Origin of the sequence: Pseudanabaena sp. FACHB-2040 (assembly GCF_014696715.1) — a bacterium.
GTDB lineage: Bacteria > Cyanobacteriota > Cyanobacteriia > Phormidesmidales > Phormidesmidaceae > JACVSF01.
In genome coordinates, this window is the sequence record NZ_JACJQO010000022.1 from 475,556 (window position 1) to 489,596 (window position 14,041).

At 56.3% G+C, this 14,041-nt stretch carries 13 protein-coding genes; 6 read left to right on the top strand and 7 right to left on the bottom strand.

All coding sequences use genetic code 11. The annotated features are described in order from the left end of the window. Positions 1 to 30: 30 nt before the first annotated feature. Both gshA and rnhA read right to left on the bottom strand, forming a co-directional pair. Complete coding sequence (gene gshA / locus H6G13_RS25095; protein WP_190488020.1) at positions 31 to 1,182, bottom strand: glutamate--cysteine ligase; 1,152 nt, start codon at positions 1,180 to 1,182, stop codon at positions 31 to 33. Between the two features lie 85 nt (positions 1,183 to 1,267). Beyond that, entirely contained in the window at positions 1,268 to 1,759 is a 492-nt protein-coding gene (gene rnhA, locus H6G13_RS25100; protein ID WP_190488022.1) for a ribonuclease HI, read from the bottom strand. 140 nt (positions 1,760 to 1,899) lie between these two features. Between rnhA and H6G13_RS25105 the strand changes: the two genes are divergently transcribed. Together H6G13_RS25105 and H6G13_RS25110 are read left to right on the top strand one after the other, a co-directional pair. Next, positions 1,900 to 2,334: a hypothetical protein gene (locus H6G13_RS25105; RefSeq protein WP_190488024.1), complete on the top strand. Its 435-nt coding sequence runs from the start codon at positions 1,900 to 1,902 to the stop codon at positions 2,332 to 2,334. A gap of 41 nt (positions 2,335 to 2,375) precedes the next feature. Beyond that, complete coding sequence (locus H6G13_RS25110; RefSeq protein WP_190488026.1) at positions 2,376 to 4,394, top strand: DNA polymerase III subunit gamma/tau; 2,019 nt, start codon at positions 2,376 to 2,378, stop codon at positions 4,392 to 4,394. Positions 4,395 to 4,396: 2 nt separating this feature from the next. Here H6G13_RS25110 and H6G13_RS25115 read toward each other — a convergent pair whose 3' ends face one another. From H6G13_RS25115 to H6G13_RS25125, 3 genes are all read right to left on the bottom strand, one after another. Next, the gene (locus H6G13_RS25115; RefSeq protein ID WP_190488028.1) at positions 4,397 to 4,750 is read right to left on the bottom strand and encodes a phenylpyruvate tautomerase MIF-related protein; all 354 of its coding nucleotides are present in this window, start codon (positions 4,748 to 4,750) and stop codon (positions 4,397 to 4,399) included. Between the two features lie 91 nt (positions 4,751 to 4,841). Beyond that, entirely contained in the window at positions 4,842 to 5,324 is a 483-nt protein-coding gene (locus H6G13_RS25120; RefSeq protein WP_190488030.1) for a flavin reductase, read from the bottom strand. 111 nt (positions 5,325 to 5,435) lie between these two features. Next, entirely contained in the window at positions 5,436 to 6,827 is a 1,392-nt protein-coding gene (locus tag H6G13_RS25125; RefSeq protein WP_190488032.1) for an NAD-dependent malic enzyme, read from the bottom strand. Between the two features lie 159 nt (positions 6,828 to 6,986). Between H6G13_RS25125 and H6G13_RS25130 the strand changes: the two genes are divergently transcribed. The 3 genes from H6G13_RS25130 (at position 6,987) to H6G13_RS25140 (ending at position 10,075) form a co-directional block, all read left to right on the top strand. Next, on the top strand, positions 6,987 to 7,499 hold the full coding sequence (locus tag H6G13_RS25130) for an SRPBCC domain-containing protein (protein ID WP_242028507.1): 513 nt from the start codon (positions 6,987 to 6,989) through the stop codon (positions 7,497 to 7,499). A 128-nt stretch (positions 7,500 to 7,627) separates the two neighbouring features. After that, positions 7,628 to 8,512 carry a methylated-DNA--[protein]-cysteine S-methyltransferase gene (locus H6G13_RS25135; RefSeq protein WP_190488034.1) on the top strand — a complete coding sequence of 295 codons (885 nt, stop codon included), beginning with the start codon at positions 7,628 to 7,630 and terminating at the stop codon, positions 8,510 to 8,512. 153 nt (positions 8,513 to 8,665) lie between these two features. Next, positions 8,666 to 10,075, top strand: coding sequence for a Rieske 2Fe-2S domain-containing protein (locus H6G13_RS25140; RefSeq protein WP_190488037.1), 1,410 nt, complete (start codon positions 8,666 to 8,668; stop codon positions 10,073 to 10,075). Between the two features lie 19 nt (positions 10,076 to 10,094). Here H6G13_RS25140 and H6G13_RS25145 read toward each other — a convergent pair whose 3' ends face one another. Continuing rightward, on the bottom strand, positions 10,095 to 10,904 hold the full coding sequence (locus tag H6G13_RS25145) for a DUF6816 family protein (RefSeq protein ID WP_190488339.1): 810 nt from the start codon (positions 10,902 to 10,904) through the stop codon (positions 10,095 to 10,097). 82 nt (positions 10,905 to 10,986) lie between these two features. Next, positions 10,987 to 12,672 carry a dihydroxy-acid dehydratase gene (gene ilvD, locus H6G13_RS25150; RefSeq protein WP_190488039.1) on the bottom strand — a complete coding sequence of 562 codons (1,686 nt, stop codon included), beginning with the start codon at positions 12,670 to 12,672 and terminating at the stop codon, positions 10,987 to 10,989. Between the two features lie 480 nt (positions 12,673 to 13,152). Here ilvD and H6G13_RS25155 point away from each other — a divergent pair, with 480 nt between their 5' ends. Beyond that, entirely contained in the window at positions 13,153 to 14,040 is an 888-nt protein-coding gene (locus H6G13_RS25155; protein WP_242028509.1) for a pentapeptide repeat-containing protein, read from the top strand. The last annotated feature ends 1 nt before the right edge of the window (position 14,041 follow it).

Consider the following 14,041-nt stretch of genomic DNA (forward strand, 5'->3'; position numbering starts at 1 on the left):
CTCGCCTGCTAAAGCTGACAACAGTCGATTTCAGGCTACCCAAGATCCACAGAGATCTTGGGCAAGTAGGGCTTCCTGCTGCTGGGCGGCTGCGATCGCATGTTGCACCACCTGCTGTGGTGAGGTGCCCTGGTTAACCTGCTGCAGCCAGCGCTGGGCCTCGTTGCCCTCCCGCAAAATTTTCTTCAGCGGAATTAAGAAGCAGCTGATGCCGTTGGCTTTGGCAGTGGGCCAAACCTCGTCATAGAGCCGCTGAATCCACTCTCTGGCTAGTAGTTGCTCGCCGTCTTGCCAGTGTCGCAGTTCGGCATCGAGGCTGTGCTTAGCCACCGCCATTTCGTTGGCATCGGCTAAGGCTACCAAGTCTTGATTGCGGGTAGAAGCAGGGAACTGGCTCATTTCCAAAGGATCTAGGCCAGGGTTGGCTCGTAGCTGCAGCAGCCGCGCTTCTAACAGAGCCGTGACGGCCAGCAGCGCAATCGGGTCAATGACTAAATCGCAGATTCTCAACTCTAAGCGGTTGAGGTTGTAGGGGCGGCGGTCGCCGTTGGGCCGCACGGACGACCACAGGTGCCGCACATTCTGCATGGTTTTGGCAGCCAGCTGCTCCTCCATCCAGCGGATGTGGTGGGCGTGGCTTTCGAACAGGGGTACAATGCGGGGTGTCTTGGGAAACACCTGCCAGCGACTGGAATGGTAGCCGGTGGCTTGGCCGTTGAGAAAGGGGGAAGAGGCTGTCAGAGCCAGAAAGAGGGGAGCTTCTACCCGAACTAGGCGGCAGGCACGCATCAGCAGCTCAGGATCGGCAATGCCAATGTTGATGTGGATGCTAGCAGTGACGACAGTGGTGCCGTAGGTCTGCTCAATGTAGCTGTGGTAGGGGTTGCCAGGGTCGGAGCGGTAGAAGCGATCGCTGCCTCCAAGGGCCAGAGTGCTGCCGGGAATTAGGGTGTAGTTGCCGAGCTGTTCCAGGTACTCGCGCAGCATTCGCCGGGGCCGTACTAGCTCACACAGGAGCTGTTCGTAGCGGCCCAGCGGTGGGGTGGTGTATTCAACATTGCGGCTGTCGGGTTCTCGCACAAAACCAGTCAGATCCGCCACAATTTTGTCGGACAGCCCGACGACAGTGCCGTCAGGCGTACCGGTATACATTTCTACTTCAAAGCCTTTTGACAGCAGCACAGCATCCCTCAACTGGCGCAGCAGTTCATTCGTTTCATTTATAGTATCGAGGAATGGCGGCCCCTCGAACCTATCTGGCGATACCCTAAACCTGCTCAAGCAGTTTGATCGCTCTACCAGCCGCAAAAGCGCGCGCGATCGCATCACACCGCTCGTTGCCCGGATCGCCCGTATGGCCCCTGACGTAGAGCCATTCTAAGGGCCGCTCGAGCTGCTGGTTGACCTGAATGGTCAAGGTGTCGAGGATTTCCCAGAGGTCGCGGTTGAGAACAGGTTTTTTGGCAGAATTGACCCAACCACGCTTTTTCCAACCTTTAATCCACTGAGTAATGCCCTTAAGCACGTATTCGCTGTCGGTATAGAGGCTGACAGGGGTGGTCTGGCCGGTGCTGATGAGAAATTCTAGCCCTGCGATCGCAGCCTGCATCTCCATCCGGTTATTCGTGGTTTGGCGTTCTCCGCCGCCCAACTCATGAGCCTCTCCATCCTCGAAGCAGATGAGCGTGCCCCAACCACCAGGGCCAGGATTGCCGGAGCAGGCTCCGTCGGTGTAAATTCGCTGAATTTTAGCTGGCATAAGATATGTTTCTAAGCTCGAAGACTGTCCTGAAAGATAAGTTAGAGAGGGAATACTCATAGGTAGACGCAGAAAAAGCCACAGGGTTAGGGAATTTTCCTACGTGCTCTACACAACACCAATAGTGGCAGGGCTAAACCATGCTGAGGGGAGTTCAAGCATTTGAGGCGCGTTGGCTGGCTTTGAGAGGCCGGCACCCAACGACGAAAGATGATAATACCGTGATTGCCCACGCAATGGGTCAGCTCATCGACCAGTATCAAACTCCAGTTCAAATTGAGGCAGAGCTGCCGGAGCAGCTCAAGGGCCTGTTTCGAGAGCTGGCGACGGCTTATTTTCGAGGGTATGCGCCGGTTCAAGAAATCGTGGTAGAACCCGCCGTTGCCCTAGTCGTTGCAGCCCACGCTGCTGACCCCGTCAACCGGGAGATCTCAGCAGCGGTGGAGAAAGTCAGGGCCCTAGCGCAAAATTGCCGATGCTCAGTCAATGCAGGCCCTAGGTGCCGCCCTGAAGACCCCAGCGAGGCTGAAACCCTGATTATCGAGTTCCCAGAAGGCTGGCCCCATTTGGAATAGTACATGCGGTCAGGAGGCTTCTGGCAGGTTATCGTAGAAGCATGGCCTACGAACCGCTGCACCACAAGTATCGGCCCCAGACATTCGCTCAGCTGGTGGGGCAAAGTGCGATCGCAACTACCCTCTCCAACGCCCTGCAGCAGCGGCGCATCGCCCCAGCCTACTTATTCTGCGGTCCACGCGGCACCGGCAAAACCTCCAGCGCTCGCATTCTAGCCAAATCCCTCAACTGCATTAGCCATCCTGGCCCCACCCCCGAGCCCTGCGGCACCTGTGAAATCTGCCGCACCGTTACCAACGGCTCTGCCCTCGACTTTGTCGAAATCGACGCCGCCAGCAACACTGGCGTTGACAACATTCGAGAACTCATTGAACGAGCCCAGTTTGCGCCTGTCCAGTGCCGCTACAAGGTCTATGTAATCGATGAGTGCCACATGCTCAGCGTGGCGGCGTTTAATGCGCTGCTGAAGACATTGGAGGAGCCGCCGGAGCGGGTAGTCTTTGTGCTGGCAACGACCGATCCACAGCGGGTTTTGCCCACGATTATTTCCCGCTGTCAGCGGTTTGACTACCGGCGGATTCCACTAGAGGAGATGGTGGGGCACCTGAGCCTGATCGCAGGCAATGAGGGTATCTCGATTGAAGAAGAGGCTGTGCGGCTAGTGGCCCAAGTCTCTCAGGGCGGGCTGCGGGACGCAGAGAGCCTGCTAGATCAGCTCAGCCTGCTAGAGCCCCCTGTCACTGCTGAGAAAGTTTGGGATCTAGTGGGGGCGGTGCCAGAGCGAGATTTGTTGGGGCTAGTGCGTGCGATCGCAAGCGACGATGGGGCCGCTGTCCTCGATCAGGTTCGCAAGCTCATGGATCGGGGCCGGGAACCCCTGATTGTGCTGCAAAATCTGGCCGGTTTTTACCGAGATTTGTTGATCGCCAAGACTGCTGGAGGCCGTCAAGATCTAGTGGCGATTACACCCCCCACCTGGGTCGAAATGCAGGAGTTTGCCCAGTCCCTAGAGCTAAGTCTGATCCTAGCCGGACAGCAGCACCTGCGAGCCGCCGAAATACAGGTGAGAAACACCACCCAGCCGCGCCTGTGGTTAGAAGTTACCCTGATGGGACTCTTGCCCTCTACCCTGGCGAGTCAAACCGCCGCCCCTGCCACAGCTAAAACCACTTTCACCAGCCCTGCTGCGCTCCCCAGCAAAACAGCTATTCCCACCAGCAATACGCCCAAAAGCACCACCCCTGCTCCAACCCCTCTCCCCACAGATTCTCCTTTTGAACCACCTGTGGCCGCGGCCCCACGCGCAGCGGCCCCTAACCCTCCGACCGCCTCCCTATCTTCCTCACCCTCCTCATCTTCCCCACCTGCTCAACCTTCCCCTACCCTCCAACCCCAACCCCCTTCTCCACCCACCCCCGATCTAGCCCAACTCTGGCAACAGATCGTCGCCGTTCTGCAGCCGCTAGGTACACGGGCGCTGATGCAGCAGCAAGGAAACTTACTGGCTTTTACTGGCCAGGCCGCCCGTATTGGCATCAACTCTCAGCCCCTATTCAAGATGGCTCAAGGGCGCGTCGCCAACATCGAAGAAGCGTTTCAGCAAGTCGTGCAGCACAAGGTGAAGGTTTCTCTAGAGGTCATGGCCGACAGCGGCTCCTCAGAAGATCAGCCGCCTGCCGCTGGGTCTATACCCGCTCAATCGCCGCCACCGCCTGAGCCTGTCTCAGCAACTCCCGTGGCTCGGGAAGAAGCTCCTGCCGAAACAAACTGGTCAGGTAGGGCTATGTTCAACAGCGCCCCGTCAGTGCCTGCTCCGAACCCCGAATCTCCGGCTTCCAACGGCAGCTCCGTGCCCTCAGGGCCTCAGCCGCCATCTCTGGCCGACATGCCGATCGAGAGCGACTTCGAGAGGGCAGTCAAAAGCTTTGCCCAATTTTTTAATGGTCAGGTTGTGAGCGTAGACGACGAAACAACTGGCAAGTCTTCCCCGCAAAAACCACCTGATCCGGCAGACTCTATGCCGTCCTATTTGGGCCCTGATAGCGACGTACCGTTTTAGCTTTAGCCGAAGGTTGAGCCGTTCCAGCCCCACATGGCTCCGGCAGCGTCAGCAAACTCTATATATATTCGGTTTTTGGGCACGCCGAGAGCGGATTCGACTTGGGTACAGAAATCTTGGCTCATGGCTTTAGTGCGGTTACCGCCCATCGTGCCGACGCTCTTGATCTCGATATAGCAGACCGGATCAGTCGTGCCGCCAAAGGTCATCGGAATGCCTGCTTCAAAGGCGGTCATGACATAGGACTCAGGCTTGCTCAAATGGCTGGCAAGGCTGGCCGAGAGATCCTTGAGCAAGGATTCGACCTGGGCTTGGTCGGGAGCAGCAAGGGAGGTTTGAACTTTAATCAGCGGCATGGGATCAAAAGGGGTAGGGTGGGCGCTGCCCAGCAAGTTATCTCACCGAAGTTCATTTGGCGATTGGTGGGCGCTGCCCACCCTGCAAAGATTAGCCGCCGTAGTTCCAGCCAGTACTTTCTAGCAGTAGGGGATCGCCTTCGCGGTGGAGGGCCGCGCCGACGACTTCCCCGACAAACACCGTGTGGTCCCCATGCTCGACCGAGCCTACAACTCGGCACTCTACATATCCTAGGGTGTCTTTAATGACGGGGCAGCCAGTTTCGGGAGCCTCGTAAAATTCGATGTCCTCAAACTTGTTGCCGACCCGGCGCAGGGGCTTGAAGAAGTTCTGGGCTAGCTGCTTCTGCCCAGCTTCTAAAAAGCTTAGGGCAAAGACGCCGCTGGCCTTGATCATGGTGTGGGAGGTGGAGTCGTTTTTGACGCAGTTCACTACTAGGGGCGGCTGAAAGGAAGCCTGCATTACCCAGCTCGCAGTGAAGCCATTCATGTCTTCGCCATCTTTGACCCCGCAGATGTAGAGACCGTGGGGAATTTTGCGGAGGAGGGTTTTCTTCGCCTGTTCGTCTAGCACGATTACCTGCCTGTTGGGTTGCTACAGGGGTAGTTTAGTACGGAAGAGAGGAGAGAGGAGGGAAGCAGGAGGAGAAAAGAGCCTGCTTGACGCCTCTCTCCTCCCTCGTCTCTATTTCCGGGCTACGCCATCAACGCGGGCAGCATGTTTAACAGCGGCTGCAACCGCGCTGGCGACCCGTTCATCAAAGACGGAGGGAATAATATGCTCTTCATCGAGGTCGTCGGGGCCGACCAGAGATGCGATCGCATAGGCCGCCTCTAGATACATGGCAGTCGTGATCGCCTGGGCGCGGCAGTCGAGCGCCCCCCGCAACACACCGGGAAAGGCCAGCACGTTGTTGATCTGGTTGGAATAGTCGCTGCGACCGGTTGCTACGACCGCTGCAATATCGTTTATTAGCTCAGGCTGGATTTCTGGAATGGGGTTAGCCATAGCAAAAACGATGGCGTCTGCGGCCATGGACTTGACCATTTCTACGCTCACAACGCCAGGGGCGCTAACGCCCAGAAAGATGTCTGCGCCCTGCATAGCATCGGCTAAGGTGCCCGACTGCTCAACGGCAAACTCCCGCTTCTGGTCGTTCAGGTCGGCTCGCTCGTGGGAGAGGATGCCTTTGGAGTCGCACAAGATGATGTTGCTGGCCCCAGCTTTTTGCAGCAGACGCGCGATCGCAACTCCCGCCGCCCCGGCTCCGTTGATCACAATTTTGATGCTGGCCATGGCTTTGTTGACCAGCTTCAAGGCATTGACTAGAGCCGCTAGGGTGACAATGGCAGTGCCGTGCTGGTCATCGTGGAAGACCGGAATATCTAGTTCGCGCCGCAGCCGGGCCTCGATCTCAAAGCAGCGGGGAGCGCTGATGTCCTCTAGGTTGACGCCGCCAAAAACGGGAGCGATGCGCTTGACCGTCTCCACGATCTCGTCAGTATCCTGGGTATCGAGACAGACCGGAAAGGCATCAAGTCCAGCAAACTTCTTAAATAGCAGCGCTTTGCCCTCCATCACGGGCAAGGCTCCAGCCGGGCCGAGGTTACCGAGGCCCAGCACCGCACTGCCGTCGGTGACAATGGCGATGGTGTTGCACTTGATCGTCAAGTCATATACCCGGTCTGGGTTTTGGGCGATGTCTACACAGACCCGACCGACTCCTGGGGTATAGGCCATCGCTAGGTCGTCCTGATTGGTTAGATTCAGCTTGCTCTCAACGCTAATTTTGCCGCCTTCGTGGATTTTGAAGGTGCGATCGCACACCTCCAATACCTCAACCGCATTAATGGCGCGAACCGCATTAACAATGCCCTCAGCGTGCTCTTCGCTAGAGGCATCGACATTGACATCGCGAACCAGAGACTTGCGGCTGCGGCTGACCACATCCAAGTCTCCTAAAACGCCTCCGGCTTCGCCAATTGCTTGGGCGACCGTGGCCAGCATTCCGGCCTGATTAGGAATTTTGAGGCGAAGGGTGAGGCTGTAGCTGGAGTTGGGAGTGAGGTTGACCATGAAAATGTCCTGTATGCAAGCTGTCTACGACGTGGCGGGGGTCGAGGGGCTACCTCAGCCGCAACTGTTACTGACTTAAGAAAATGTTATGCCGATTAGGCCACTGATGGGCCAGGGTTCTACCAGTGTGTGTGATGATTAGATTAAGATCCGTTCCCTATGTACGGTTGCGGTTGCGCCAGTTTCGGCCTGTCATTTCGCATCCCTACCTCAGTCAGTCCGATGCCCAGCTTCTATGCCGAAATTGATATCAATGCTCCCCGCTTCGAGGTCTGGGATGCCTTGATTCACAAGAATGAATGGCATCGCTGGAATACTTTTTTATTCGACGTTGACCCTAGGCGACCCTTCCGGCAGGGCCATGCAGTGTTGCTCTCTCTACGGCGACTAGAGGACGAAGACGAAAACGAGTTTCAGCCCACAATTACCCTAATTCAGCCGGAACGCTGCTTGCGCTGGATTTCCAAAGTCCCTGGCCTCAAAACCGAGCATGTCTTTGAGCTAGAGGATATCGGCCCTAACCGCACCAAATACATCCACCGTGAGCGCATTTCGGGCCTGCTATCGCGACTGTTTTTGCCCTTCATTCGCAACGACGAAAAACAGGGGCTCCGCCGCATGGCCCACCAGCTCAAGTACTACGTCGAAGACCGCTACTATCGCCAGTGGTGAGCAGGGGGAATGTTTGTGGCTTGGCATCAGATACCGTATCGTGGGCTGCCTGATGCTCGGCAAGAAACGGGTGGTTGGGGAGAACGTTCAGGGCTACTGTGGCAAGAGTAGGGCGCTGATGGTTTGACATGGTTCACCAACTTGAATTGATCCCCCAGAGTTCAAACGACTATGATCGCATTGCCCAAGCGATCGCATTTATTCGGCAGCACCACCGGCAGCAGCCCGATCTCGCCACCATTGCCCAGCACGTTCACCTGAGCGAGCACCATTTCCAGCGGCTATTTACTCGCTGGGCAGGCATCAGCCCCAAGCGATTTGTGCAGTACCTCACAGTTGAGTATGCCAAATCAACCATCGCCCACTCCAAAAGCCTGCTAGACGTCACGCTAGCAGCGGGCCTCTCTAGCCCCGGACGGCTCCATGACCTCTTTGTCAACGTGGAAGGCATGTCACCGGGAGAATACAAAGCTGGCGGAGCAGGGCTAGAAATCTACTACGGCCTCCACAGCACTCCCTTTGGCACTGCTTTAATCGCCCTTACCGAACGCGGCATTTGCAGCCTAAAGTTTTTAGAAGACTTTGATAGATCCATAGGAGAGCAGCAACTCAGGCAGGAGTGGCCTAAAGCTAGCCTGGTTGAAGATCTGGCAGGAACGCAGGCAGCCTGCGATCGCATCTTCTCCCCAACGCCCCCATCTTCCCCAACGCCCCCACCTCCCCTAACCGTCCTACTCAAAGGCACCAACTTCCAGCTCCAAGTCTGGCGTGCCCTGCTGAGCATTCCAACCGGCCACCTCGCCACTTACCAAGCCATCGCCACCGCCATCGGCCGCCCCACTGCCGCCCGCGCTGTCGGCACCGCCATCGGCAGCAATACCATTGCCTACCTCATTCCCTGCCATCGGGTGCTTCGAGAATCGGGAGAACTGGGCGGGTATCGCTGGGGCTGCGATCGCAAAGCCGCCATCCTCGGCTGGGAAGCGAGTCGCCAGAATCTCCAATCGGATTAATTAAATTGAGTGCAGGACAGAAATTAGTTGCTGGCACCTGAGCTATGTCTATCACCACCGACGCTTAGTCTCAGGATTAGAAACCCAGATTCAACCCGTTTATAAAGTTCTGTAACACAATAGGAGTATGCGCTACTGTTTGGCCCGACGACTATGACGCTTACCCAAAATGTGATCGCACCTCCATCCTCGGCTGTGCCGGAGGCTCTACCCGCAGGTGGCCCCGATCCTAACCGCTTCGACCCACTCGAAGCCTGGTATCCCGTCCATTATGTCGAGGATTTAGACAAAAGCCGACCCACTCGCTTCACTCTGCTGGAACGAGACATTGTGATCTGGTGGGATCCAAAGGGTGAAGCCTGGCGCGTCTTTGAAGACAAATGCCCGCATCGTCTAGCGCCCCTATCCGAAGGGCGAATCAACGAGGCAGGCCTGCTAGAGTGCCCGTACCACGGCTGGGCTTTTTCCGGCAGCGGAGCCTGTGAGCACATTCCCCAACAGTCAGCGGCGGTGCAGGCCAGTCTATCTGCCCGTGCCTGTGTTGGATCTATGCCAACTGCTGTGCGTCAGGGGTTGCTGTTTGTCTACCCCGGTAAAGCCGAAAATGCACCCCAGGTGCCCGTTCCCATCATTGACCCGATCGAGGAAGACCCTGATGGTTGGGTCATGCTCAATACCTTTCGCGATCTGCCCTACGATGCTCTCACGCTGATCGAAAACGTCATCGACGCCAGCCACATTCCCTACACCCACCACAAAACGGTTGGTAAGCGGGAAAACGCTGCCGCAATGGAAATGGACGTTTTAGAGTCAGGCAAGCAGGGCTTTCGGGGTATCTGGCCAGAAGGGCCGCGCAAAGGCAAGCTGGGCACTCAACACACGGCTTTTATTGCCCCGGCTTTGATGTACCACGATCTCACCTCCAAGCAGTTTGGCCGCACCCTCACCGTCGTCTACGCCACCCCCATCCGCAAAGGCGAATGCCGCCTATTTGCCCGCTTTCCCTTCAAGTTTTCCTCTAAGCTGCCGGGCTTCTTCATTAAGCTCACGCCTCGCTGGTTCAGCCACATTGGCAACAATGGCGTGTTAGAAGACGACCAGATCTTCCTCCATATTCAAGAGCGCTTGCTAGAACAAGCAGGTGAAAAGCCCTACGCCCAAGTCTGCTATCTGCCGACTCAGGCCGATCGCTATGTGCTGGAGCTGCGCAAATGGGTCAGTGGGTTCAGCGCCGATCCCTTCCCAGGGCAGCCTTTGCCACCAGAACTGACTAAGAAGGAAGAACTGCTGGATCGCTACCACTCTCATACTCAGCACTGTGGCAGCTGTCGCAAAGCGCTTAAGCGAATTCAGCAAATTCGAGCTGGGGCACTGGGAACGGGTGCGATCGCACTCTCCCTATTTCCCCTCCTGACGGCCCTAATTGGTCAACCCTCCCTGCTCACGGGCACTTTGTATACCCTGATCCCCTTATCTGCGGCAGGGCTGTGGGCCTATCTGGGCCGACTACAGCGCCAATTCTACGAAGGCCGCGAAGTCCCACCTCGAAACCTGCTGTCATAGGGGCCTGGTGGACTGGCGATTAACCCTCAGCGGTGGGAAAAAACTCTAGCCGATAGCGGTATAGCGCCACGGGTTTATCAATCGCCTTGAAATAATCAGGATCTTGAGGCGACAGGTAAATCGCCGTTACCTGGTCAGCCTCGATAGCTGGAGCGTTGCCCGCCAGCTGTCGATAGGCCGTAGTCGTCTCAACCTCATTCAAGTAAGGCTGAGCCGCTCCTCGAAACACCTGCTGAAACACCTCGCTGGTGACGAAAGTATCTGCCGCCGGAGCCTCAGTAGCCCGCTCTTTGACGGTAGACTCCAGCGTGCGCACAGAGGACTCACCTCGGATGCGATCTCGCTGCAAAATCGTCACCTGTCGGTTTGGGTTCTGCGGATCAACCTTGACTAATTTAACCGCGCCCTCTCCCAGGTAAGCTCTAGCTAAGCTCAGTCCATTAAAAGCCCGATCCGAGACAATCTCAGCCGCTGGCTTGAGAGGTAACACTTTGCTAATAGCGGGCACAAAGCGCACCTGACACTCAACAATCTGGTTTAGAAAGGCTTGATTACCCTCAAATCCTGGTGTTGTAATCTCAGGGGCCAGAGGAGCTGCCAGATCGACCAGCGTTGTGGTCATGCGCCAGGTGCCCGCCATCCACGTTGGGTAGGCGAGATCACCCTGAGCCGTCTCCACTGGAGGCTTGCTCGACCAGTCAGGAAATTGCGCTAGCCGCTCGCTCAGAGGCCCAGCCTGAGCCTGCCCGCTGCACAACAGCCACACCAACAGCAGCAGCGAGAGCCAAAACAAACGGCGTTGGATCAGTTTTAGAAGCGATCGCACCATAAGCCACACAGTGAGCATCGCCCACCAAATTCATAGCACCATCAGCAAAACACGGGTGAGCATTGCCCACCCTGTCACTAGCTTAGAACAGGTTCATATCAGTGACTGCCCCCTGGCTGCTAGACGACACTAGCTTGGCGTATTTACCCAAGATGCCCCGGGTATAGCGCGGCGGGCGCGGGGTCCAGGCGGCGCGGCGCTTCTCCAAATCTTCGGCAGGAAGATTGAGCTGCAGCAGGTTAGCATCCGCATCAATCGTAATCGAGTCGCCCTCTTGAACAAGAGCGATCGTGCCGCCCACAGCAGCTTCTGGCGCAACGTGGCCCACTACCATCCCATAAGTACCGCCAGAAAAGCGCCCATCGGTAATCAGACCCACTGCATCACCCAGACCTGCCCCAATCAAGGCCGACGTGGGGGCCAGCATTTCCCGCATACCTGGCCCCCCCTTAGGGCCTTCGTAGCGCACGACCACCACATCCCCGGCAACAACCTGCTTGGCCAAGATTGCATCTAGACACTCTTCCTCGGAGTCAAAAACCCGCGCAGGTCCAGTAATGCGGCGATTTTTAATTCCCGTCAGCTTAGCGACGGCCCCTTCCTCCGCTAGGTTGCCCTTGAGAATGCCGAGGTGCCCCTGGGCATACATTGGCTTGTCAAAGGGCCGAATCACGTCCTGATCAGACCGAGGCTCAGCCGGAATATCTGCCAGCACTTCTTCAATCGTCTGGCCGGTAATGGTTAGGGCATCGCCATGCAGCAGCCCGTTGACCAGCAGCATCTTCATCACCTGGGGAATGCCGCCCGCTGTGTGCAAATCCGTTGCGACATAGCGACCAGACGGTTTCAAGTCACAGAGCACTGGCACTCGGCGACGAATCGTCTCAAAATCGTCGATCGTCAGGGGCACGCCGATGGCATTGGCAATGGCTAGCAGGTGCAGCACGGAGTTGGTAGAACCCCCCACCGCCATAATGACGGAGATCGCGTTCTCAAAAGCCTGCCGAGTCAAGATTTGGCTAGGCAAGATTTGCTGGCGAATAGCCTCTATCAGCACAATTGCCGAATTCTCAGCACTGTCGGCCTTCTCTGCATCTTCAGCCGCCATCGTCGAAGAGTACATCAGGCTCATGCCCATTGCCTCAAAGGCCGAAGACATCGTGTTAGCCGTGTACATACCACCGCAGGAGCCGGCTCCTGGGCAGGCATTGCGCTCGACTGCTAGCAGGGTTTCGTCAGCAATTTTGCCAGCGCTATATTCTCCCACGGCTTCAAAGGCCGATACTACTGTCAGGTCTTTGCCAGCGTAGTGCCCTGGCTTAATAGTGCCACCATAGACAAAAATGGCTGGAATGTTTAACCGGGCGAAGGCAATCATGGCACCGGGCATATTTTTGTCGCAGCCACCAATGGCTAACACGCCGTCCAGGCTCTGACCATTGCAGACGGTCTCAATCGAGTCAGCAATCACTTCTCGCGACACCAGGGAATACTTCATGCCCTCAGTACCCATCGAAATCCCGTCACTGATGGTAATAGTGCCAAACAGCTGCGGCATGCCTCCTGCCTGTCGCACCCCCGATTCCGCTCGTTTGGCGAGGCCATCGATCCCCATATTGCAGGGCGTGATCGTACTAAACCCATTAGCCACGCCAACAATGGGTTTCGTGAAATCGCTGTCGCCAAAACCCACAGCCCGGAGCATAGCGCGGTTGGGAGTGCGTTGAACCCCCTGAGTAATGACCTGGCTTCTACGGTTATCCGGCATGGTAAATCCTTAGCATCTGAAAAAAGAAGTGGCGTTGCTTAAAGCCAGTTCAGCCTCGAGTGACTGCACCACCGAGAGGAACAGTATCCATCATGAATGAAGTGGTTAATACCTAGCAAGTCATGAATCAAGGAATCCTTCGGTAAACTTGAGTAACGCAGAGCTCAGTCAGAGTGCTTTTGCCGACAGCAGAGCTACCGCTCACTATTTCTTCTTGCTGCAGCTTACTTCTCCTGTGCCCCGAGCAGAATTAACGTTGTCCTTCAGCTCACAATCCCACTACACGGAGTTTTCAAGTAGCTTCCCGCCTTTGGTCGCTACAGGCAGTCTGCAATGAATGGTTGCTAGATGGGCAAACTAGGGCTAACTGAGGACTCAGCCCTATTAACACAAATCTTCTGCCGCTGACAACTGCTGGTTAGCTAGCGTCTTTTAGGGCCAAGTTTTGATTAAACCAATCGTTGAGTTTGAGAAAATTCTTTGGAAAGCCACCCGCCAGAAGAGCAGTCCCCTCGCACCATAGTCAGGATGACTGGAGATGAACTCCTGCAGCGCTACGCTGCAGGCGAAAGGGATTTTCGAGCGATTGATCTGAGCGCCGCTGACCTGGCTGGACAAGATCTCAGTGCGGCTAATTTTCGGCAGGCCAACCTGAGCAAGGCCCGGCTTGAGGGCGCAGTTTTGTTTGGGAGCAATTTCCGAGAAGCAACCCTGGTTGGGACTAACTTTAACCGGGCTAACTTGAAGCTCGCTAATTTAATCGGAGCCAACTTAACCGATGCCACATTAATCGAAGCCAACCTGACTGAGGCAGGTATGCGAGGGGCCAGCCTGATTCGAACAGACCTGAGCCGCGCTACCTTACGAGAGGCGAATCTAAACGAGGGCAACTTCGATGGCACAAATCTACAGGATGCCATCTTGACAGAGGCCAGTCTCAGCCGGGCCAAAATGATCCGGGTTAATCTGACCAATGCGAGCCTGGAGCAGGCCAATCTAACCAGTGCGCTAATGAATGGGTCTGTGCTGCAGGGAGCGAATCTAGCAGGGGCCTCGCTGAATGGGGCAACTCTAGAGGGCGCTGATTTGCGAGGGGTAGATCTGAGCCGGGCCAAGCTCATGGGGGCCAACATGGTCCAGGTTAATTTAGCCAAAGCTAACCTGCGGGGAGCTAATTTGAGCTGGAGTTCTCTGCGGGGGGCAAACCTGCGGGGAGCAACCCTTTATCGCACAAAGCTGAACTGGTCCAACCTTAGTGGCGCAGATTTGAGCGAGGCGGTCATGATGAATGCTCACGTTGAGTACACCAATTTGCGTCATGCGGATTTGACGGGTGCGGTCTTGCCAGAAGGCCTTACCTTGGAATAAC

Excerpts from the sequence above, each read along its gene's own strand:
- rnhA (WP_190488022.1), bottom strand. The coding sequence starts at position 1,759 with ATGCCAGCTAAAATTCAGCGAATTTACACCGACGGAGCCTGCTCCGGC.
- H6G13_RS25105 (WP_190488024.1), top strand. The coding sequence starts at position 1,900 with ATGCTGAGGGGAGTTCAAGCATTTGAGGCGCGTTGGCTGGCTTTGAGA.
- H6G13_RS25110 (WP_190488026.1), top strand. The coding sequence starts at position 2,376 with ATGGCCTACGAACCGCTGCACCACAAGTATCGGCCCCAGACATTCGCT.
- H6G13_RS25115 (WP_190488028.1), bottom strand. The coding sequence starts at position 4,750 with ATGCCGCTGATTAAAGTTCAAACCTCCCTTGCTGCTCCCGACCAAGCC.
- H6G13_RS25125 (WP_190488032.1), bottom strand. The coding sequence starts at position 6,827 with ATGGTCAACCTCACTCCCAACTCCAGCTACAGCCTCACCCTTCGCCTC.
- H6G13_RS25130 (WP_242028507.1), top strand. The coding sequence starts at position 6,987 with ATGTACGGTTGCGGTTGCGCCAGTTTCGGCCTGTCATTTCGCATCCCT.
- H6G13_RS25135 (WP_190488034.1), top strand. The coding sequence starts at position 7,628 with ATGGTTCACCAACTTGAATTGATCCCCCAGAGTTCAAACGACTATGAT.
- H6G13_RS25140 (WP_190488037.1), top strand. The coding sequence starts at position 8,666 with ATGACGCTTACCCAAAATGTGATCGCACCTCCATCCTCGGCTGTGCCG.
- H6G13_RS25145 (WP_190488339.1), bottom strand. The coding sequence starts at position 10,904 with ATGGTGCGATCGCTTCTAAAACTGATCCAACGCCGTTTGTTTTGGCTC.
- ilvD (WP_190488039.1), bottom strand. The coding sequence starts at position 12,672 with ATGCCGGATAACCGTAGAAGCCAGGTCATTACTCAGGGGGTTCAACGC.